The organism is Thermostichus sp. OS-CIW-31 (assembly GCF_054060305.1).
Genome location: NZ_JBSSDA010000006.1, coordinates 1 through 19,413 on the forward strand (window position 1 = coordinate 1; position 19,413 = coordinate 19,413).

The window sequence follows — 19,413 nt, forward strand, 5'->3', positions numbered from 1 at the left end:
TTAAGTGTGGACACTGTGGATGGGAAGGGGATGCGGATTTGAATGGTGCGAATGTGATTGCGCTTTTGGGGGCTGCTGTAAACCAGCCTAGAGGTCAAGCCTACGGCTCGCTTCGCGAACGTGGTTGGCTTGCCAACTGCAGGGCTACCGTTCGCGCCAGCGGGCCGGAGGCCTTAAGCCCGCCCTGTACTGCGAAGCAGTCAGGGTCGGGTAGTTTACTGAATTAGGATGGGAAAGCGTGGTTTTGCCGTGTCGGCCCGCTTGTTCTTCTCTTGGGTAGATCTGGAGCAGCGTAGATGGCAGTTTACGAGGGCAATTTTGTTCAGACGGAGGATCTGCGTCTAGCCATCGTCATCGGTCGGTTTAACGACCTAATCACCGGCAAATTGTTGGAAGGGTGCCAGGACGCGCTGAAGCGGCATGGTGTGGATGTCGGCCCGGAGAGCAAGCAAGTGGACTACTACTGGGTGCCCGGCAGTTTTGAGGTGCCTTTGCTGGCTCACCAACTGGCCCAATCTCGCCGTTATGATGCCATCATCTGTCTGGGGGCAGTGATTCGCGGGCAAACTCCCCACTTCGACTATGTGGCAGCGGAGGTCTCCAAGGGCATTGCGGCGGCAGGATTTCGTACCGGCGTGCCGGTCATTTTCGGGATCCTCACCGCCGATACCCTGCAGCAGGCTCTGGAGCGGGCCGGGGTCAAGAGCAACAAAGGTTGGGAATACGCCATGAGTGCCCTGGAGATGGCGACGCTGATGCGCCAAGTTGCCCCCGTGCTCCAAGGCAGCTACGGCCACAGCGGCAACGGGGCCGGATCCCGTCCGTCTCTGCCCGGTGGAGCGGAAGCCCTGCAGTCTACCCTGGACAGCGCTGCCTATTGAGGGCGGGTGAGCCGAGTCAGCACTTCGTTGGAGCGCTGCACAAAGGCCCGCACGGCTGCCGGGTCAAAGCTTTTCTGGGTGATCAAAGCCAAATCGTAGATGTGATTGCAGATGAGGTGAACCAAGTCGGGATCCCGCCCCCGATCGGCAAGAGACTGCAGGTTTTGGATGAGGGGATGGGCCGTGTTCAGAACCAGCGTGTGCTCTTCCAGAAACTCCAGCGGCTTCTGCTGGATGACGGCGTTGAGCTCCTGTAGGCGCCGCAGCGTCTCCGGCAGCAAGATCATGGCCGGAACCGACTCTGATTTAAGAGCTTCTGCTTTGATCTGCAACTTGTCTTTGCCCAGGGCTTGTCGGAAGAGATCGATCAACTTTTGGCTGCGGGTTTTTTGCGTTACCGGGTCAACAATTTCGGCGGCTTTGTCTTTATCCACCAGCGTTTCATCCAGCTCAGAATCTACCCGCTTAAATTGGATCCCTTCTTCTTTGTATTCCCGCTCCAAAAAGCTGCTGAAGTGGCTGTCGATCCAGCTATCCAGCATGATCACTTCCAGTCCTTGAGAGCGGTGGAGATCGATGTAGGCACTCTGGGCAGCCTCATCGGTGGCGTAGTAAACTCGCTTGTTTTGCTTGTCGCGGGTGCGCTCCAGGTACGCTTTCAGGGTCACATATTCGGGTTTGTCAGCACGGGATCCGGCCACTCGGAAAATGAGAATATCCTTAATCTGGGCAAAGAACTTGTCGTTGTTCATCGCCCCAAACTTCATAAAGAGGCTGATGTCGGGCCAGACCTTGACGTATTTTTCGTAATCTTCCCTGTACAGTTCATTGAGACGATCCGCCACCTTTTTGGCAACGTGATCCCCAATGCGTCTTACGGTGCGGTCATTTTGCAAGAAGCTGCGGGAGACGTTGAGAGGAATATCCGGGCTGTCGATGGCCCCCCGCAGAGGCAGGAGAAACTTGGGGATGACTTCCTCACAGTTATCTTGGACAAAGACTTGATTGCAGAACAGCTTGACTTGACCCTTGGTGGGATCAATATCTGGGCGCAACTTGGGAAAATAGAGGATCCCTTGCACGATGAAGGGATAGTCGGTGTTGATGTGCACCCAGAAATGGGGATCCTCTTGAAAGGGATAGAGGTAGCGATAAAACTCTAGGTAATCCTCATCTTTGAGTTCGGAAGGTGAGGTTCTCCACAGGGGCTTTTGCTTGTTGATCACTTCCCCGTTTAACTTGATGGGAACGGGGATGAAATCGCAGTATTTACGAACCAATTCCCGAATGCGGCTTGGCTCCAGGTATTCTTCGTTTTCGGGGGTGATGTAAAGGGTAACGGTGGTGCCGATGCTGGAGCGCTCAGAATCGGAGAGGGTAAAAGTAGTGGTGCCGTCACAAGCCCACTTTACCGGCGTGCTGCCGGGCCGATAGGAGAGGGTGTCGATCTCCACCCGCTGCGACACCATAAAAGAGGAGTAGAATCCTAGACCAAAGTGGCCAATGATTGCTTGCTCTGCGTCTTTGCCCTTGTACTTTTGAATGAACTCTTCAGCGCTGGAAAAAGCCACCTGGTTGATGTATTTTTTCACTTCCTCGGCAGTCATGCCAATGCCGTTATCGGCCACCGCTAAGGTCTTGGCCTCCTTGTTGAGGGCAATCGTAATCTCCGGCTCTGGGAGATCTGCCACTTCGCCGGCAAGGCTGGCCATCTTCAGCTTGGTGATGGCATCAGCAGCATTGGAGATCAGCTCCCGCAAGAAGATCTCTCGATCCGAGTAGAGAGACTGCTTGATGATGGGAAAGATGTTCTCGGTGTGGATGGTGATGGATCCCTGTTCCAGCACGGTCATAGGTGGCTCAGCACTCAAACAAGCTCAGTGCTAATCTACAGAGACCGAAAAGTCCCCGACAAGCAGGCTCTTTTTCGGAAATCCGCACTCGCAACCGAACCGGCTCTCTAGAGCTGAGCTGCTCCGGGCGGAGCTTGGGTTTGGCCGTTGGCGTCAGCGGCGCGGAGTGCTTCATCCAAAGCCAACTGTTGAGCCCAATCTTGGCCGACTCGAATGGTGACATCGGAGTTGAGAACGCCAGTAGATTCTACCCGCACTTCTCCCAGGCCAATGGCGGCGCGGATCTGTTTAGCCCCCTCCCGATCCCCGCTCTGGGCGAGGATCTCCGTTTGCTGCAGCACCTGGGTGCTGTCTTCCACGGCAAAAGCATGGACGTATCCTTGTCTCACCAATTCTTGCACCATACGGCGGGCCATCCCCGGCTCTCCGGTTGCGTTTTGCACGGCTATGCGCAGGCGGTGTGGAGGAATGCGGGTTACCTCTGCCTCCAGGCCAAAGTGGGAGACGGCCACCCGCCGAATCCCGGCGGGATCCGGCAGCCAGTAGCTGGTGGAGAATTCTCCCGGCTGACTGAAGCGGCCCGGCAGCAGCACCAGGTCGATGCGATCGCCCCCAGAGGTGAGGACAAACTTGGCCAAGCTCAGAACCTCTTCCCAGGTGAGGTTGGTATCGAGGTTGGTGCGGATAACCTGCAAAATCTTTGGGATCCGCGGCCAGACAGCAGGGGAGAGCAGTTCCCGGCTCAGGGCCCGCAGCAATTCCTGTTGCCGTTGCACCCGACCGATATCCCCTAATCCCAGGTGATCGCGGCGAAAGCGGGCAAAGTGGTGGGCTTGTTCTCCATTGAGGCGTTGCCAGCCGGGTTCCAGGTGGATAAACAACTGCTGGGTGTGATCCACGTATTGCATCGGTTCCGGCACGTAGATTTCCACGCCGCCCACCGCGTCGATCAGCTCTTCCAGAGCGTCGGTATTGAGGCGAATGTAGCGGTCAATCGGGATCCCACCCATCAAGTGGCTGACCACCTGGGCCGCCAGCGCCGGGCCCCCTGCCAAGTTGGCAGCATTGATCTTGGCCACACCAAAGCCAGGCAAGCGCACACGAGTGTCGCGGGGGATGGACAAAACGGTAATCCGCCGCGCGTGGGGATCAAAGCGGGCCAAGAGAATGGTGTCGCTGCGGGTGTGGAAGCGATCTCGCTCTGTGGGCAAGGGCAGGGTGGGATCCGGGTTGTCTGTGCCGAGAATGAGGATATGCAACGAGCGATCCAGAGCCGCAGCCCGTAAGGCATCGGGACGGAAGGCTTCTTGTTCTGCAGGTGTGAGGGAAGTTGGGATCACCTGACGGGGCAACATCACGGCCAAGAGGGCACCGGCAGAACCCGCCAACACAGCCGTGAACCCCAACAACAGCCAGAGGATCCCCTGACGAATAGGCTGCTGACGAGCTGCGCGGACACGGTCAGGACGGGGGGGATAGTGGAAGGAGGGCATCAGGTCAGACCAGGTCTCGCGAGCGCGTACAGGAAAGGGTGTACTGTCTGGGTGGTGTTGCCAACTCCACCAATTCAAGGCCATGTTACCCTATCCTCAGTTTTCAGAGTTGTCTGGATCCAACTTCAGCGAGGTAGCAGTCGCCACAGGGGGATCCCTGCAGCCGTTGTCGGGAAAGTCAGAGGTGCATCTTTGGCTGCAGACAGTCCCCCCGTTGGAGAAGTTGCTCCCCCAGCTCGGCCTTCTTTCCCCTGAAGAATGTCGGCGGGCAGAGCGTTTACAACTGCCGGCAGATCGGCGCCGCTTTCTGGCCGGTCGTCTTGGGTTGCGGAGCTTGCTTAGCCGCTACAGCGGCATTCCGCCCCAGGGGATCCCCCTCGACCACAGTTCTACCGGCAAACCCTACTGGCGGGATCCACCCCTGCCGCTGCAGTTTAACCTCAGCCACTCCCACGAGCGCGTCCTGATCGGCCTGAGATGGCAATACCGCATTGGAGTGGATCTGGAATGGGTTCGACCTGTGCTCCGCTGGCAGCGCATCGCCCAACGCTATTTTTCGGCTGCTGAGCAGGGCCGTTTGGCCAGGTGTCCAGCTCCAGAGCGGGATGCCCTTTTCTTTCAAATGTGGACACAAAAGGAGGCGCTCCTGAAGGGAACAGGCAGGGGTCTGGCCGGCTCTGCAGCTTTGGGCGAGGACTCCCGCTGGGTGACCTTACCGCTTCAGGTTGCCGGTGGCTACGCCGCTGCGGTAGCGCTTGAAATAAGGAAAGACGGAGAGGAAGCCCCAGCCGTGCGGCTCTACGAGGATGTGGATGGCTAGACAGGGCAGAAGGGAATCAAAACCTCTCCGCCTAGAGATGCTATCTTGAGTTTCCAGGCTACTCGCAGAGGAGTGAGAAGGGAGGAGTGAGAAGTGAGAAGGAGAAATCTCTTCTCTTTGCTCTTTTCTCTCTCCTCGTTGCTCTTTTCTCTTTGCTCTTTCCTCTCTCCTCGTTGTTGCAATGTTAAACAGGTTCTGTCATTTCCTGGTGCTGGGAATCTGGCTATCGGCCCTCATGATTGGGATCCCGCATCCGGTATGGGCGCGGGATCTCTCCAGACAAACGCCGCAGGAGAAGGTGGTTGAGTTGGGCACTGCCGACAATCAGTTGGTGTTTGCGCCCAAGGAACTGTCTTTTCGCAACGGCAGCCTCTACCGTCTTCGCCTGAGCAACCCCAGCCAATTGAAACATTATTTCAGCGCCAAAGATTTTGCCGATGCCGTTTGGACCCGTAAGTTGGACGTGGCCGGCGTGGAAATTAAGGGCCAGATCCGAGAATTGGAACTGAAGCCAGGCGCTTCGGTGGAGTGGCAATTTATTCCCCTGAAATCTGGGGTCTACGCTTTGGTTTGCACCATTCCCGGCCATGCAGAAGCAGGTATGGTGGGGCAGATTACCATCGGCGATTGAGATCCTCTTCCTGGGCTACCCGGCCAAAAGGGGATAGAAAAGAGAAAGACGCTGCCAGGCCAATCCATGAAAAACCCGCTCACGCCCAAAGCCCTTCGCGCTGCCGACGCGAACGCGGAACACTGGACTCGGCGACGCCAGGCAGCTTCCCCTCGAAAGAGCAGGCCCCCCCTTTCGGAACGGGTTGCCGGCTATGCCCTCGCGCTTCTCTCCCTCACTGCCGTCCACGGGATCCGCTACTACAACGAACCACAACTGACCGTCGGCAGCCGTTCTCCGCAGACGTTTCTTGCCCCTGCTGCGGCGGAGATTGAAGATGTGGAGGCTACCCAGGCCCGACAAGCTGAGGCGCGACGGCGGGTGGCGCAGGCCCTCAAAATCAACAGCACCGCCAACGACAGCATGCGGCAAAACCTGGAGGGTCTCCTGGCTGAGGTGGAGGCCATCCGCCAAGAGGCAGGGCCTCTGCCCTATGTTTCTGTCCAGTTGCTGTCTCTGCCAACGCAGATCTACCTGCGCCAGCTTTCCCCGGAGGAGTGGGAACCCTTCCAGGCTCGCGCCCGACAAGAGGCCATCCGCGGAGCCACCCCATCTCCTTCAGAAGAGCCCTCTTCTGGGCGACCGGAGCAGCTTCCTCCGGAGCAGCGGGCCAAGCAAGAGCTTGTCGAGGTTTGGCAGCGGGTCTGGTTGGACGGATCGGCCACCCAGATGGCGGCGACGGATCCCTATACTCAGCTAATTGCCCAGGTGGAAGCGGCGCAACGGCGCTATCAAGCGGCTTTGCCGGCTCTGGAGCAGCTCACCCCCCCTGTCCCGGCCACAGTTCTCAATTTGGCAGATGCGGATTGGCAGCATTTGCAAACCTTGAGTCGGCGGGTCTTGGAGCGTCTGCAGAAGATAGGGATCGTGGATGGCCTGCCCCGCGAAGTTCGCGCCGAAGGGATCCAAGCCCAACTGGACGATTTGATGTTTCCGGGCAATGCTGCCCAACGACAGGAGTTGCAAGGGCTGGTCTATCAGTGGCTGCAGCAGGTGCTCATTCCCAATGTGGAGGTGGATCCCCAGCGCACCGAGCAGCGCATCCGCGCCGAGCTGGAAAAAGTCGAGCCGGTTCTGATCTCGGTTGCCGAGAACCAGGTGATCGTGCGAGCAGATCAGGTCATCACTCCCGAAATTTTTCTCATCTTGGATCACTTTGGGCTTACCCAGCGCGGGATCAACGTCTGGGGCTTGGTGGGAGTGGCCGGAGTGATGGGTATGGGCCTGGCTGTCTTTGTGCCTCTGCAACAACGCTTGAGGCCGGGATTGCGCCGCCGGGATCGAGTGTTGATCCTCATGGTTTCCCTAACCGCTCCCCTGTTGGCGGCCTTGTTCAAGCTGGAGTTCAGCTCCCTGCCGGCAGTGGGGCTGTTGCTGGGCAGTTTTTACGGGGCAGGGCTGGGCTTGGTGGTGGTGGTGGGCCAGGCGTTGTTTTTGCCCTTGGTCTCCCCTGTCAACCTGCTCACCCTTGTACCCTTGCTCTCCGGCAGTGTGGTGGCCTCTGCCTTGGCCGGGCGTTCCCGCTCCCGAGAAGAGCTGGCCTTGCTGGGGGGAGGAGCGGCAGCGGTGCAGATGCTGGCCTACGGGGCGGTTAGCTTGGCCACCACCGGCGGCATCGACCTGTTGGCCATGGCTTTGGCAGGGGGAACCAGCTTGGGATGGAGCATTGTTGCCCTGGGAGCCAGCCCCTACCTGGAGCGCCTGTTTGACTTGGCCACCCCCATTCGTCTGATCGAGTTGAGCAATCCCAATCGCACGCTGCTGCGGCGGCTGGCTGCAGAGGCCCCCGGCACCTTCCAGCACACTCTGCTTGTGGCCACTTTGGCAGAACGGGCTGCCCAGAAGCTGAACCTCAACGTGGAGCTGGTGCGCACCGGCACCCTCTACCATGACATCGGCAAGATGCTGCAGGCCCGCTACTTCATCGAGAACCAGATGGGCAGCCTCAACCCCCACACCCAACTGGACGATCCCTATCGCAGTGCTCAGATTATCAAGGCCCACGTCAGCGATGGCTTGCGCCTGGCCAAGCAATATAATCTGCCTACCGCCGTCCAGGCGTTTATCCCTGAGCACCAGGGGACGATCCTGATTGCCTATTTCTACCATCAAGCCCAGATGAAAGCCGGGGGTCAGCCCGTACCCGAAGAGCCGTTCCGCTACGATGGCCCGATCCCCCAGAGCAAGGAGACGGGGGTGGTGATGATGGCCGATGCCTGTGAAGCCGCCCTGCGCAGTATGACCTTGAGCGATGGCTTCGGCCCCGATGTGGTCGAGCGGGCAAAGGCTGTTGTCCGCAAAATTGCCCAGGCCCGTTGGCAAGATGGCCAGTTGGTTGATAGTGGGCTGACGCTGGAGGATTTGGAGGTGGTGGCAGACGCTTTCGTGGAGGTCTGGCGGGAATCCAACCACGAGCGCATCCCCTACCCCAGTTTCACCCCTGCCCCCTCGCTGCCTGAGACTGCCTCTGCTCAGGCCCAGATCCCGGTGTTGATGAGCCACTCCACGGGATCCCCTTAGCCAGGTGACCTCTCCCGTTCGCGTCAGTGAGACTGAGTCCTCAGAAGCTGGGTAGGTAGAGAAAGGTCTAGCCCTGCGGCTCATCGATCAGTACGATAGGGGATCGTTCTGTGGATCCAATGTGAACTAAGGCAGTCCTAGGATTTGCAGCCCTAGGCGGAGGATTTTTGTTTTATTGTTTTTGGATGGCCTGCTGAATGCTTCATGGAGCTCCTACTTCCTCTGCCGATCCCAAAGCTTCTGCAGCTCCTTTTCAGATTCCACCTCTGTCTCAGTCCAGCCCTGTGCAACTTTCGCTGGTCATTCCCACCTACAACGAAGCCTCTAGCATTGGCAGCTTGGTCAGACAATTGTGCGCCCACCTAGACACGATTCTGCCTGGAGGCTATGAGTTGATTGTGGTGGATGACAATAGCCCCGATTACACTGCCAAAGTGGCCCAAGGATTGCAAAAAGAATTCCCTCAACTGCAAGTCATTTGTCGCCACCACGAACGAGGCCTGGCCACTGCCGTGCTGCGGGGATGGCAAGCTGCCCGCGGCGAGGTGCTGGGGGTTATGGATGGGGATTTGCAGCATCCGCCGGAGATTGTCCTCAAATTGTGGCCGCTCATCCAGAAAGGGGCAGATTTGGTGGTGGGCAGCCGCTATGCACCATCGGGAGGGGTGAGCCACTGGAGCCTGGGCCGGCGCATCGTCTCCCGCGGGGCCCAATGGATTGGGCTGGTTCTGCTGCCGGGAGTTTTCAGCCGTGTTTCCGATCCGTTGAGCGGACTGTTTCTGGTCAGACGCCAGTCTATTGCCGGGATCCCGCTCAACCCCAAGGGTTACAAGCTGCTGATCGAGGTGCTGGCGCGGGGCCGGGTGAAAACCATTGCTGAAGTCGGCTACATCTTTCAGGAGCGCCAAAACGGGGAGAGCAAAATCCAACTGCAAACTTGTCTCCAATATCTCCACCACCTGATGGTGCTGCGCTTTTCGCTAGGGCAGGTGGGATCCTTTTTGCGCTTCAGCACGGTTGGCCTATCCGGCACCTTGGTGGACATGGCTTTGCTCTATGTTTTGCACGATCCCACCAACTTAGGATGGGATCTCATAACCAGTAAGCTGGTTGCTTCGGAGGTGGCCATTCTCAATAACTTCCTCTGGAACGACCTGTGGACTTTTCGCCATGTGACCCGCTTGCAGCCGGGGCCCTGGAATCGCCTGAAGCGGTTGGCGAAGTTTAACGTTATCTGCTTAATTGGCTTGGTTCTCAACACTTCACTGGTGACCTTGCTGAGCGAGCGCTTGGGCATTCATTATTTGTTGGCCAACTTAATTGCCATCGGTATTGTTGTATTCTGGAACTTCTACCTCAACTCCAAGCTGAGCTGGAGGAGTGCAGAGGTTAAGTCGGACTCTGTGGGTGGCCAGTCTTGAGTATGGCTTTTTCCAGGAAGAGCCAATCCGGAGGTATGGGCATTTCGCTCATTTCCTCACTGTCTGGGCCCCCTTTGGCATCCACCTTCGCCCCTTGTTCCTATGGCTGCGCTAAGTAGAGTTAGGGCGGATCCCCTCTAGGGCGATGATCTCCTGGATCACCGAGCGAACAACGGGAGCAGCCGTCGTCGAGCCGAAGGCATCTTCCCCCTGCGGCTCGTCGATCACCGCCAAGATCACGTAATTCGGGCGAATGGCCGGGAAGTAGCCCACAAAACTGGTGATGCGCTTGCCGGGCAAATAGCCCCCCCGTGGCCCGGCTTTCTGGGCAGTGCCGGTTTTGCCAGCGATCTCATACCCCTCGATCTTGGCCGATTGCCCCGTGCCAAAGTCCACCACATCCCGCATTTGGATACGCACTGCCAGCGTGGCTTGCTCGGATAGTACCCGCACCGGCTGCGGCTGCGGGGATCCCCAAACTAAAGTATCCGTATCCTTCTCCACCAAGCCTCGCACCACATGGGGCTGCACTTTCAGTCCGCCGTTGGCAATGATGCAATGCATGGCAGCCAACTGTAGAGGAGTGAGGGCCAGCCCCTGGCCGAAAGCGACAGTGGCCCGCTCCACCGGCACCGTAACAAACTGTCGCAGCGGTTTCAAACGGCTGGCCGGCTCAAAGGGCAAATCCACGCCACTGCGCTCGTTGAACCCCAGCCGCACCAAGGCATTGTAGTACTGGCGGGGATCCAGCTTGCGCATCAGGTGTACCATACCCACATTGCTGGATTGCCGCAGGATATCCGTGACGCTCATCCAGCCATGGGCCCCTCGTTGGTGGTAGTCGTAATTTTGAATGGGCCACTGACCGATGAGAATCCGACCCTCGTCATAGACCCGTTCATCTGCTGTAAAGGCTCCAGCATCCAACCCAATGGCAATGTTGATGGGCTTGAAGGTGGATCCCGGCTCATACAAATCCGTTACGGCCCAGTTGCGAAAAAGACCGGGGTCATACTCAAAGTAGCGGTTAGGGTCATAGGTGGGCTCGCTCACCAGCGCCAGGATTTCCCCTGTCTGGGGCTGGAGGACAATCACCGTGCCCCGCAGGGCTCGAAACCGCTCCAGTTGCACTTTCAGGGCAGCGCGGGCAGCTCTTTGCAGGCGCATATCTAGGGTAAGTTGCAGCACCGTCTCGCGGGATTGCAGCAGCCCTTCCGGTACCTCTGCAGCCAACAGTCGTCCGTAGCCATCGCGAGGAATAGTAACAGGCTGAACAGTACGCTCCAGCAGCTCTTGCCGGGAATATTCCACTCCCGCTTGGCCCTGATGATCCAGATCCACATAGCCTACCACCTCAGCGGCCATCTCTTTTTGGGGGTAAACGCGTTGCCGCTCGCTCACCAGCTCCAGGCCATCCAGATGCAGAGCCTGAATTTGATCCGCCACCTCCTGGGATACCCAGCGCTCCACCCGCACCGCATGATTAACCGACAGCCGCTGCGTCAGTTGCTCTACTGGACGCCGCAACAGGGGAGCAAGAGCGGTGGCAATTTCCTCTGGAGTGCGTTTGCCAAAGAGGCGGGGATGGGCCCAGAGAGTATAGACGGGGCGATCTACGGCCAGCAATTCTGCCTGCTGCTTGGCAATAGAATGACGATCCACAATTGAGCGACGAGGAATGAAAGGTCTTAGCTGGGCTCGCTGCTGGGCTTCGGCTCGCTGCTGCAATAGGGGTGCCTGTTGATGTTGCAAATAAACCAGACGTGCTCCTGTCAGAAACAGGGCAATGGTCAGAGCCAGTCCGGTCATGCCGGCGCGAAAGTCAAGCTGGCGGGCCGTCGGGATCCGATCCCCCAAGAGCCATCCCAGCGCTGTTCCCCACTGCCTAGAGCTTCGCGGTGAAGGGATCCAAGAACCTCTGCGTCGGCGCCGTTGAGCAAGTTGCCGGCCATTTTGCCTTGTCTCCAGAGATTTCGGCACAGGCCGCCCTACCCTAGCCCTAGGTCTGCCTTCCATTGCAATCCTCACATGAGCACCACCGCTAGTTTGGCGCTCATCCCACTGTTATGCCACCCCACAGCTTCTGGGAAAGACCTTGTTTAAAACCTCTTCCCGGCGCCTCGTGCAGTCAGCCACTCAATTTCCGCTCCTGGTTGGAGAGAGGGGAAGTTGAATACAGCACAGCGAAAACCGGAGGACTTACTGCTTTTCATAATTTTTTAAACGCTTCGTATTCTCGGAAACAGACGACCAACAGACTAGCAAGTTATAACCTGAGCAAATCCGGCTTTCTTGGAGTTAAGTCTATGAAATGCGTGGAGGAGAGCCCCAACAAGCGCGTGTACCAAGAGTCTTCTGTAGGTTTCCTTGGGTCTCTTGCTACTTTTGTTTTTATCTGTTTCTTTGCGTTCATCCTTTTTATGGCTTTATCTTCGATCTGGTCTTCCCAGGGTGAGCGCCGTTTCACTTGTTTTCGAGTTGACCAGTCTACGGTTAATTGTGAAGTGTCTTTCCAGCCGTTTCTACCTTTGCCGAGCCAAACTACACTTCACATAGATGTAAGAGGAGCTGCAGTCAAAACTGAAATTGTGGAGGATGACGACGGAGAAAGGACTGAGCGCTACTATGTCACGCTGGAAAAGCCTACAGGGGAAACTCCAGCCTGGTTGGCCTTTGGTGAAAGTGAAGCTCAGGAATTGGCAAGGCGCGTTGATTCTTTTGTGAACAGTACAGAGAGTCGGCTCTTGATAGATATCGATAGATTTCACTTACTGGAGTTAGTGTTTGCGATCTTGTATTCTCTCCTTCCAGGTCTATTTCTGGCTCTACTTCTTTGGGTAGGAGCTCTCATGCTGAAGGTGTCTTTTTGGTGTCGCCGTCTAACGTTTGACCGCTCTAGGTACCAAATCCAAGAGGAGCACCTTACTCCTTTTGGGTCGCTAGGGCGGAAAACTTATTCCTTTGGAGATGTACAGCAGATTTTGGTTCAGGCCAAAAGGAATTTTGTTGAATTCTTTTCGGTAGAAGTGAAATTGCAATCGCGGAAACCTTTGCTGTCAGTCTGCTACACTGATAAGGAACCAGAGGCGCGGGCAGAGGCCGAGAAGCTAGGTCAACTTTTGGGGCGTCCGGTCATTTTGCTGGAGACAAAAAAATCGGATTGCTCAGATTGCTAGAGGGACGTAGACCCGGAGGGTGTTAAAGGTAAGTTAGATCTGTCGATTTGCCAAAAGGGATCCCCTCCATTGCCTAGAGCGGTTTGGCTAATCCTGGGGTTGGGCTTGTTCATGCGGGGCCTGGTGGCTGCCCTTTTGCCGCCGGGCTTTGACGAAGCCTACTACTACCTCTACACCCGCCATCTGGATTGGAGCTATTTTGACCATCCGCCGCTGGTGGCCTGGACAACGGGCTTGGGGCCTGCCTTGACCGGCCAGGTGTCGGCTTTTTCTATTCGACTGGGATCCCTGCTGCTGTATTGTGGCTCTTCCCTATTCCTCTACTACACCGGAGCGCGCCTTTTCTCTGTTCGGGCGGGACTGATCAGCTTGGCGGCCATCAGCATCGCGCCGATCCTTTGGATTGGGTTTGGGGTGCTGACCCTGCCGGATAGTCCGCTGGTCTTTTTTACGGCAGCAACCCTATGGGTGGCCAGCCAGGAGTTTTTCCCGGTGCCTTTGGGGCAGGGGAAATTGGGAGTCTATGGGGCGGCTCGCTATCGGCCAGGGCCTAGGCTAGCGCTCATAGGTCTCTTGGTGGGGCTGGCCTGCTTGGGGAAGTACCACGGCTTGGCTTTGGGGTTCGGCCTGGTACTCTTTTGTCTGCTCAGCCCAGTTCATCGCTGTGCCTTGAGGTCGGGCTGGACGGTGCTGGCGGTGCTGGGTTTTGTGCTGGCCTTCAGCCCGGTGCTGATCTGGAACGCCCAGCAGGATTGGGTCTCCTTTCGCTTTCAGGCGGGGCGGGCGGTGCCGGAGGCAGGGTATCAACTGCAAGCGCTGGGGCTGACGATCCTTTCTGAAATCTTTTACCTGTTCCCCAGCTTGGGGATCCCTTTGGGGTGGGCGAGTTTGGCAGGGACGGGTCGGGTGGCCCTGCAGATTCTCCGCGGGATGCGGCTGACGGATGAAGAGCTCAAGCACCTTTTGATCCTGGCCTGTGGATTACCGCTGGTGTTGGCCTTTACCTTGATGGGAGGCTACCGGCCCATCTTGCCCACCTGGCCCATGCCGGGGTTTTGGGTGCTGACGCTGCTGCTGGGATCCTTCTGGGAACGGTGGCCGGGAGCGAAGCGAACCTTAGTGGGGACGGCGGTGATGGTCAGCTTGGTGGTGGGGGTGGGGCTGGCCCATGTGCGCTATGGCCTGCTGCAAGAGCCGGGAGGGATGGGGCTGTGGCCGGTGGAGAGGGATCCCTCTACTCAGCTCATTGAAATTGAGCAGTTGCGGCAGCGGTTTCGGACGGATCCCCACCTGGCTCAAGCTCTTGAGGAGGCAGAGTTCGTTTTTACCAATGTCTATTTTTTGGGCGGTCAGATCGCCATGGCCCTGGCTCCGCTGACGGACAAGCCTCTGACCTGCCTGGATGCAGATTTGCGGGGCTTTGCCTTTTGGTCGCAGCCTCAGGATTGGCTGGGGCAGGATGGGCTGCTCATCACTTCCAAGCTGTTCCAGCCGAGGGCAGGGATCCCAGCCACCTATGGCGACTACTTTGCCCAAATCGAGCCTGTGGCCGAGGTTCCCCTGGTGCGGGCAGGGGCGGTGGCGCAAACCTTTCAGGTGTACCTGGCTCGACAGATGCGCAAGCCCTATCCCCGCCCTTATTCCCGCCTGCAATAACAGCAGAGGACATCCTGGGCAAAGCTAGAGGGGGCGATGTCTGTCGAACCAGCGCATCAGCATTGCAGCCAAGCGTTCGGGGTTGTGGCGCACCAAGCCGGTCTCTGGATCTTCTTGCATGACGTTAGCCAAAACGGCACGGCAGCCCAGGTAAGCCAGTTTGTCGGGATCCAGCACCACAAACTCAGAACCGCTGCGGCGGTAATGCTCCAAAGCGCGCGGGGAGGGTGGCTCCCGCTGCACCAGCACGCCGTCAAATAGGCGCACTCCTGCCACCCGATCCAGAGCCATGACGTGATCCCCAACGGTATAGCCGTCCGTCTCCCCTGGCTCGGTCATGATGTTGCAGACGTAGATGTGGGGGGCCATATTTCTGGCGATGGCCTCGACAATTTCCGGCACCAACAGGTTGGGAATGATGCTGGTGTAGAGGCTACCCGGCCCCAGCACCACAAACTCTGCCGCCTCAATAGCCTCGATGACCTCTGGCAAGGCCGGAGGGCTGGGAGGGTCACAGCCGATTCGGCAAATGCGTCCTCCGGCTTTGGCAATGTTGGACTCTCCCACCACGCGGCGGCCATCGCTCAGCTCCGCCCAGAGGGTAACATCCGCCAGGGTGGCCGGCAGCACCCGCCCCTGAATGGCCAAGACTTGCGAGGTGGCAGTGATGGCCCGAATCAAGTCGCCGCCGGTTACCGCGGTGAGGGCAGTGATGAACAAATTGCCGAAGCTGTGGCCGCTCAGCCCTTCCCCCGACTGGAAGCGATATTGAAACAGCTCGGTGAGCAGCTTTTCTTCGTTGGCCAGAGCAGTGAGGCAGTTGCGGATATCGCCGGGGGGCAAAACGCCGATCTCCCGCCGCAGACGCCCTGAGGATCCCCCGTCATCGGCCACCGTGACAATGGCTGTGATGTTGGAGCTGTAGCGCTTCAGACCCCGCAGCAGGTTGGAGAGGCCGGTGCCGCCCCCCAGTACCACAATGCGGGGACCACGGCTGAGACGCCGCCGCGACAACAGCTTATCCACCAGCGCTTCATCTCCCTCGGGGATCAGCACATCCTCGATGGAGCGCATGGCGCTGCGAAACCCCAGCACCACCATCACCAGCCCGATCCCAGTCACCAGGGGGCCACTGATGTTGTTCGGGATCCAAGTGGTAATCAGGCGCAGGGTGATGTCGATCAGCCGCTTCAGGCGAAAGATGGGGGTCAACTCCGTCCAGATGGCAATGCCCAGCACCATCAGCAGCACGCCCCCAACCGCCAGGCTCAGCCAGCGTTTAACGGCTAAACCGGGAAAGAGCCATTTCCAGCCACTTCCCGACCAAGCAGCCTTGCGGCGACGAATGCCCCAAACAGGGGACTTGTTGCTGGGCAGGGGCTTAGCCATGGGAAGGTGCAGGAACGCCGGCCAAAGGGATCCTAACCTGTTGCTGGGCAACGCCGGCTTCGCCGGGCGCCGGGCCAAAGCGGGCTTCCAGCTCCCGCTGAGAGTCGAGCAGATGGCGATGCTGAACCTGAACATTCAGGTCGGGAAGAACGTGGTTGCCGGCAGGGACAGTCCAAGGCTGCAAATCCTGGGCCAGGCGCTCCACCAGGGCCACCGAGCGGTGCTGACCGCCGGTACAGCCGATAGCCAAAGTCAGGTGGGGGCGACGCTCTGCGCGGTAGTGGGGCCAAAACGCTTTGATCAGGGACAAGATGTGCTGGTAGGTGGATTGTGTGATGGGATCCGCAAACAAGAACTCCTGCAGCAGGGGATCCTGCCCGGTAAGGCGGCGCAGATGGGGCTGAAAGAAGGGGTTGGGCAAAAAGCGCACATCAAATAGCAAGTTGGCATCGGGGGGAAGGCCGTATTTGAAACCGAAGCTGACCAGCCTTAGGTTGAGGGGCTGGGGGATCCCTTGCACCAAAGCTTGCAATTGCTGCCGCAGTTGCTGGGCATTGAGGTCGGAGGTATCCAACCAGTGGGTGCAGCGTTCCCGCACCGGGGCCAGAGCCAGCCGCTCTTGCTCAATGGCCTCCCACAAACCGGCAGCTTCCCCGTAGGGATGGGGACGGCGGTGGGCGCTGAGACGGTTGAGCAACACTGGGGAGCGGGCCTCCAAGAATAGGAAAGGGATCCCTTGCGATTGCACCCAAGCAGCCAGGGTGGGAACTTGATCGCGGTACTCCTGGGCGTGGAGATTCAAGCTGATGGCCAAAGCAGCGTGATGGGTCCGCATCGCCTCAACCAAGGGGATCACCTGGGCAGGCGGGATCCCTTCTAGGCTGGTGTACCCCAGTTGTTCCAACTGCTGGATGGCCAAAGTTTTCCCGGATCCCGTCAGGCCGGCAATGACCAAAACGGGGGTCGCGACTGACATGGGTTTATCCTGCATGGAGCTTATTCTAGGGCGAGGGGCGGCCAAAACAAGCGCCGGAAGAATGGGGGGCTCAGCCACGCGGGGCGCCTAGAAACCATCCTCTCAGGTTGGCGAGGCTTTTGTAGCTTTTTTATCCATTTTCTCGGCCGGTGCAGCCGGTCTCAGGAGGGGAGCGCTGGGGCAGAGATCCGCCAAAAAACATTGCTGGCACAGAGGCCTGCGGGCAGTGCAGATGGCCCGCCCGTGGTCGATCAGACGGATAGACCAGTTCTCCCAATCCGCCTGCGGCAACAACTGCATCAGATCCTTTTCGATGCGCACGGGATCCTCATGCTCGGTAAGGCCGAGGCGGCGGCTGAGGCGCTTGACATGGGTATCGACGGTAACCCCGGCATGGATGCCAAAAGCATGGGCCAGCACCACATTGGCCGTCTTACGGGCCACACCGGGTAGGGTGAGCAGCTCCGGCATGGTGCGGGGCACTTGACCACCGAAATCGCTCAAGATCTTGCGGCAGGCTTCCTGAATGTGTTTGGCCTTGTTGCGATAGAAGCCGGTGGAATGGATGAGAGCCTCGATCTCCTCTCGCGGCGCTGTCGCCAGGGCCTGGGCATCCGGGAAGCGACGAAACAGCTCCGGCGTCACCTGATTCACCCGCTCATCCGTACACTGAGCGGAGAGGATGGTTGCCACCAAAAGTTGCAGCGGCGTCTGGTAGTGGAGGGCACAGGTGGAGTTGGGGTAGTGGCGCTTCAGCCGAAGCAGGATCTCCAAAGCTCGCTGGCGCAGGGCCCGTTTGCTGGCCATCTTCCCCTAGCCCGACCCGGTGACAATGGCGAGGGTGTCTTTGAAGATCAGCACCACCCCCAATCCCAGTAACAACACCAAGCCCGTCTGCATCACCCGCTCCTCCAGATGCTTGGGCAGCCGTTTGCCGCGGATCGCCTCCAGGATCAAAAAGGCAATGTGTCCCCCGTCCAAGGCGGGCAAGGGCAACAGGTTGAGAAAGGCCAGATTAATGCTGATCAAAGCGGTGAAATTAAACAGGCTGGCGGCGTCATCGCGGGCCAGATCCGCCCCAATCTTGACGATCCCCACCGGGCCGGAGACCTGGGTGGCCGTACTTTGGAAATTCTGAACCAACTGCTGCAGGCCGTTCAGATTGAGCATCACCACCCGCTGGTAGGCATTTCCCGCCTCCGTGAGGATCTCGGCCACGCTCTGGGCGGGGCGCAAGGTCACCTCTTGATTGGGGGCCAAGGTCACCCCAATGGCCACCGTCTCTCCCCGCGCCTCTGGGATCACCGTCAACTGCAGGGGATCCCCTTCCCCGCGCTGCACCTCCAGGGGAATGGGCCGGTTCTCGCTGCTGCGGATCAGCACCTGAAAATCGTTCAGAGCTGCCAAGGCCGCCGTCTCGTCGGCAATCCCCCTGTAATCGCGATCGGCTGCCTGCAACACCACATCCCCTGCCTCCAGGCCGGCCCGCTCCGCCGGGCTATCGGGCATCACCTGAGGGATGAGAATGCCGGGATGGAGGCGCGTTACCGAGGGGATCCCCACCGAGGCGAACATCAACACCAGCACCAGATAGGCGAAGATCAGGTTGGCCATCACCCCTGCACTCATCACCACCAGGCGATCCAGCACGGGGCGGTTTTTCAGCAGATCCGGGTCGTCGGGGGGGTAGGGAGAATGTTCATCCTCGTCAGGAAAGCCCACGTAGCCCCCCAGCGGCAGGGCGCGAATGGCGTACTCTGTCTCCCTGCCCTGGTATCGCCACAGCACCGGCCCAAACCCCAGCGAGAAGCGGTTGACATGGATCCCTTGGAGTTTGGCTGCCGCAAAGTGCCCTGCCTCATGCACCAGGATCAGCAGGGCGAGAATGGCGATGGAGAGGAGAACAGACATGCGCTAGCTCTGAAGAAGGCACAGAAGAAAGAAGTGGGGAGCAGAGAGCCACCCGAGGCTATTTATCAAGGCACATAACCCAACACATGATAAAGAACCCTAAAGGAATCTCACAAAAACCTACAGGGCCCCTCAGAATACCTGCTCCACCTCCAAAATATCGGGAATGCTCTCCCGCAACTTGCGCTCAATGCCCATCTTCAGAGTCATGGTCGAGCTGGGGCAGGCTCCACAGGCCCCCTGCAAGCGCAGCTTGACCACCGGGCCATCGATTTCCACCAATTCCACATTGCCCCCATCGGCCATCAAGTAAGGACGCAGCTCGTTCAGGACTTTCTCGACGTTCTCGGTATTGAGTTCCAGTGCTTGTGCCATGGTTGCTTTTAGCCTCGTTGAGATTTGGATTGTAGCGGTTTCTGATACATTCACGCTGAACTCTCCTGAACATGGTTCAGGAAAGAAGCGATCGCATCCTGCCTATCTCTGTTCGCGTCAGCGGGACGGAGTCCAAACAGGAAGGCGGTATCCCGCAAAGCCCTGAGGAATACCCCCCGAGCGCTTTCCCCCTTCACTTCCCGGCAACCGTTGCGGTGGACTCAAGGATCAGGGGGAAACTTGGTCTACTATATCCCTCTCAATGACTTTTG

At 58.4% G+C, this 19,413-nt stretch carries 16 protein-coding genes and 1 pseudogene; 8 read left to right on the plus strand and 9 right to left on the minus strand.

What is annotated here, in order from left to right:
- Positions 1-227 (plus strand): annotated as a pseudogene (locus ACVWY9_RS04965) (hypothetical protein); the annotation flags it as partial.
- Positions 228-296: 69 nt separating this feature from the next.
- Entirely contained in the window at positions 297-881 is a 585-nt protein-coding gene (ribH, locus tag ACVWY9_RS04970; RefSeq protein WP_011432636.1) for a 6,7-dimethyl-8-ribityllumazine synthase, read from the plus strand.
- Here the strand turns inward: ribH and htpG are convergent.
- Complete coding sequence (gene htpG / locus ACVWY9_RS04975; protein ID WP_457387673.1) at positions 875-2,734, minus strand: molecular chaperone HtpG; 1,860 nt, start codon at positions 2,732-2,734, stop codon at positions 875-877. The two genes, ribH and htpG, sit on opposite strands and share 7 nt — an antisense overlap.
- A 107-nt stretch (positions 2,735-2,841) precedes the next feature.
- Positions 2,842-4,311 carry an LCP family protein gene (locus tag ACVWY9_RS04980; RefSeq protein ID WP_457387674.1) on the minus strand — a complete coding sequence of 490 codons (1,470 nt, stop codon included), beginning with the start codon at positions 4,309-4,311 and terminating at the stop codon, positions 2,842-2,844.
- Between ACVWY9_RS04980 and ACVWY9_RS04985 the strand changes: the two genes are divergently transcribed.
- The 4 genes from ACVWY9_RS04985 to ACVWY9_RS05000 all read left to right on the plus strand — a co-directional run bounded on the left by ACVWY9_RS04985 (position 4,310) and on the right by ACVWY9_RS05000 (position 9,658).
- On the plus strand, positions 4,310-5,047 hold the full coding sequence (locus ACVWY9_RS04985) for a 4'-phosphopantetheinyl transferase family protein (protein ID WP_457387675.1): 738 nt from the start codon (positions 4,310-4,312) through the stop codon (positions 5,045-5,047). The genes ACVWY9_RS04980 and ACVWY9_RS04985 overlap by 2 nt on opposite strands.
- Positions 5,048-5,282: 235 nt before the next feature.
- Entirely contained in the window at positions 5,283-5,678 is a 396-nt protein-coding gene (locus tag ACVWY9_RS04990) for a plastocyanin/azurin family copper-binding protein (protein WP_457387746.1), read from the plus strand.
- Between the two features lie 66 nt (positions 5,679-5,744).
- On the plus strand, positions 5,745-8,237 hold the full coding sequence (locus tag ACVWY9_RS04995; protein WP_457387676.1) for an HD family phosphohydrolase: 2,493 nt from the start codon (positions 5,745-5,747) through the stop codon (positions 8,235-8,237).
- Positions 8,238-8,434: 197 nt separating this feature from the next.
- A complete protein-coding gene (locus tag ACVWY9_RS05000; protein ID WP_457387677.1) occupies positions 8,435-9,658 on the plus strand; it encodes a glycosyltransferase in 1,224 nt (407 codons plus the stop codon).
- Between the two features lie 111 nt (positions 9,659-9,769).
- Here ACVWY9_RS05000 and ACVWY9_RS05005 read toward each other — a convergent pair whose 3' ends face one another.
- Both ACVWY9_RS05005 and ACVWY9_RS05010 read right to left on the minus strand, forming a co-directional pair.
- Entirely contained in the window at positions 9,770-11,515 is a 1,746-nt protein-coding gene (locus ACVWY9_RS05005; RefSeq protein ID WP_457387678.1) for a peptidoglycan D,D-transpeptidase FtsI family protein, read from the minus strand.
- Complete coding sequence (locus ACVWY9_RS05010) at positions 11,464-11,610, minus strand: hypothetical protein (protein ID WP_414356597.1); 147 nt, start codon at positions 11,608-11,610, stop codon at positions 11,464-11,466. The genes ACVWY9_RS05005 and ACVWY9_RS05010 overlap by 52 nt, the downstream gene beginning before the upstream one ends.
- Before the next feature lie 354 nt (positions 11,611-11,964).
- Between ACVWY9_RS05010 and ACVWY9_RS05015 the strand changes: the two genes are divergently transcribed.
- A complete protein-coding gene (locus ACVWY9_RS05015; protein WP_457387679.1) occupies positions 11,965-12,834 on the plus strand; it encodes a hypothetical protein in 870 nt (289 codons plus the stop codon).
- A gap of 69 nt (positions 12,835-12,903) precedes the next feature.
- Positions 12,904-14,490, plus strand: a complete 1,587-nt coding sequence (locus ACVWY9_RS05020; RefSeq protein WP_457387680.1) for an ArnT family glycosyltransferase — start codon at positions 12,904-12,906, stop codon at positions 14,488-14,490.
- 24 nt (positions 14,491-14,514) lie between these two features.
- Here ACVWY9_RS05020 and ACVWY9_RS05025 read toward each other — a convergent pair whose 3' ends face one another.
- The 5 genes from ACVWY9_RS05025 to ACVWY9_RS05045 all read right to left on the minus strand — a co-directional run bounded on the left by ACVWY9_RS05025 (position 14,515) and on the right by ACVWY9_RS05045 (position 19,141).
- Entirely contained in the window at positions 14,515-15,879 is a 1,365-nt protein-coding gene (locus ACVWY9_RS05025) for a gluconeogenesis factor YvcK family protein (RefSeq protein ID WP_457387681.1), read from the minus strand.
- Entirely contained in the window at positions 15,872-16,855 is a 984-nt protein-coding gene (gene rapZ / locus ACVWY9_RS05030) for an RNase adapter RapZ (protein WP_457387682.1), read from the minus strand. The genes ACVWY9_RS05025 and rapZ overlap by 8 nt, the downstream gene beginning before the upstream one ends.
- Positions 16,856-16,957: 102 nt before the next feature.
- A complete protein-coding gene (gene nth / locus ACVWY9_RS05035) occupies positions 16,958-17,662 on the minus strand; it encodes an endonuclease III (protein WP_457387683.1) in 705 nt (234 codons plus the stop codon).
- 6 nt (positions 17,663-17,668) lie between these two features.
- Positions 17,669-18,766: an RIP metalloprotease RseP gene (gene rseP, locus ACVWY9_RS05040; RefSeq protein ID WP_457387684.1), complete on the minus strand. Its 1,098-nt coding sequence runs from the start codon at positions 18,764-18,766 to the stop codon at positions 17,669-17,671.
- Between the two features lie 132 nt (positions 18,767-18,898).
- Entirely contained in the window at positions 18,899-19,141 is a 243-nt protein-coding gene (locus ACVWY9_RS05045; RefSeq protein WP_011432622.1) for a NifU family protein, read from the minus strand.
- Between the last annotated feature and the right edge of the window lie 272 nt (positions 19,142-19,413).

Coding starts and splice junctions, on each gene's coding strand:
- htpG (WP_457387673.1), bottom strand. CDS start 2,734: ATGACCGTGCTGGAACAGGGATCCATCACCATCCACACCGAGAACATC.
- ACVWY9_RS05015 (WP_457387679.1), top strand. CDS start 11,965: ATGAAATGCGTGGAGGAGAGCCCCAACAAGCGCGTGTACCAAGAGTCT.
- ACVWY9_RS04995 (WP_457387676.1), top strand. CDS start 5,745: ATGAAAAACCCGCTCACGCCCAAAGCCCTTCGCGCTGCCGACGCGAAC.
- ACVWY9_RS04985 (WP_457387675.1), top strand. CDS start 4,310: ATGTTACCCTATCCTCAGTTTTCAGAGTTGTCTGGATCCAACTTCAGC.
- ACVWY9_RS05045 (WP_011432622.1), bottom strand. CDS start 19,141: ATGGCACAAGCACTGGAACTCAATACCGAGAACGTCGAGAAAGTCCTG.
- ACVWY9_RS05010 (WP_414356597.1), bottom strand. CDS start 11,610: ATGGCCGGCAACTTGCTCAACGGCGCCGACGCAGAGGTTCTTGGATCC.
- nth (WP_457387683.1), bottom strand. CDS start 17,662: ATGGCCAGCAAACGGGCCCTGCGCCAGCGAGCTTTGGAGATCCTGCTT.
- rseP (WP_457387684.1), bottom strand. CDS start 18,766: ATGTCTGTTCTCCTCTCCATCGCCATTCTCGCCCTGCTGATCCTGGTG.
- ACVWY9_RS04980 (WP_457387674.1), bottom strand. CDS start 4,311: ATGGCCTTGAATTGGTGGAGTTGGCAACACCACCCAGACAGTACACCC.
- rapZ (WP_457387682.1), bottom strand. CDS start 16,855: ATGTCAGTCGCGACCCCCGTTTTGGTCATTGCCGGCCTGACGGGATCC.
- ACVWY9_RS05025 (WP_457387681.1), bottom strand. CDS start 15,879: ATGGCTAAGCCCCTGCCCAGCAACAAGTCCCCTGTTTGGGGCATTCGT.
- ACVWY9_RS05000 (WP_457387677.1), top strand. CDS start 8,435: ATGCTTCATGGAGCTCCTACTTCCTCTGCCGATCCCAAAGCTTCTGCA.
- ACVWY9_RS04990 (WP_457387746.1), top strand. CDS start 5,283: ATGATTGGGATCCCGCATCCGGTATGGGCGCGGGATCTCTCCAGACAA.
- ribH (WP_011432636.1), top strand. CDS start 297: ATGGCAGTTTACGAGGGCAATTTTGTTCAGACGGAGGATCTGCGTCTA.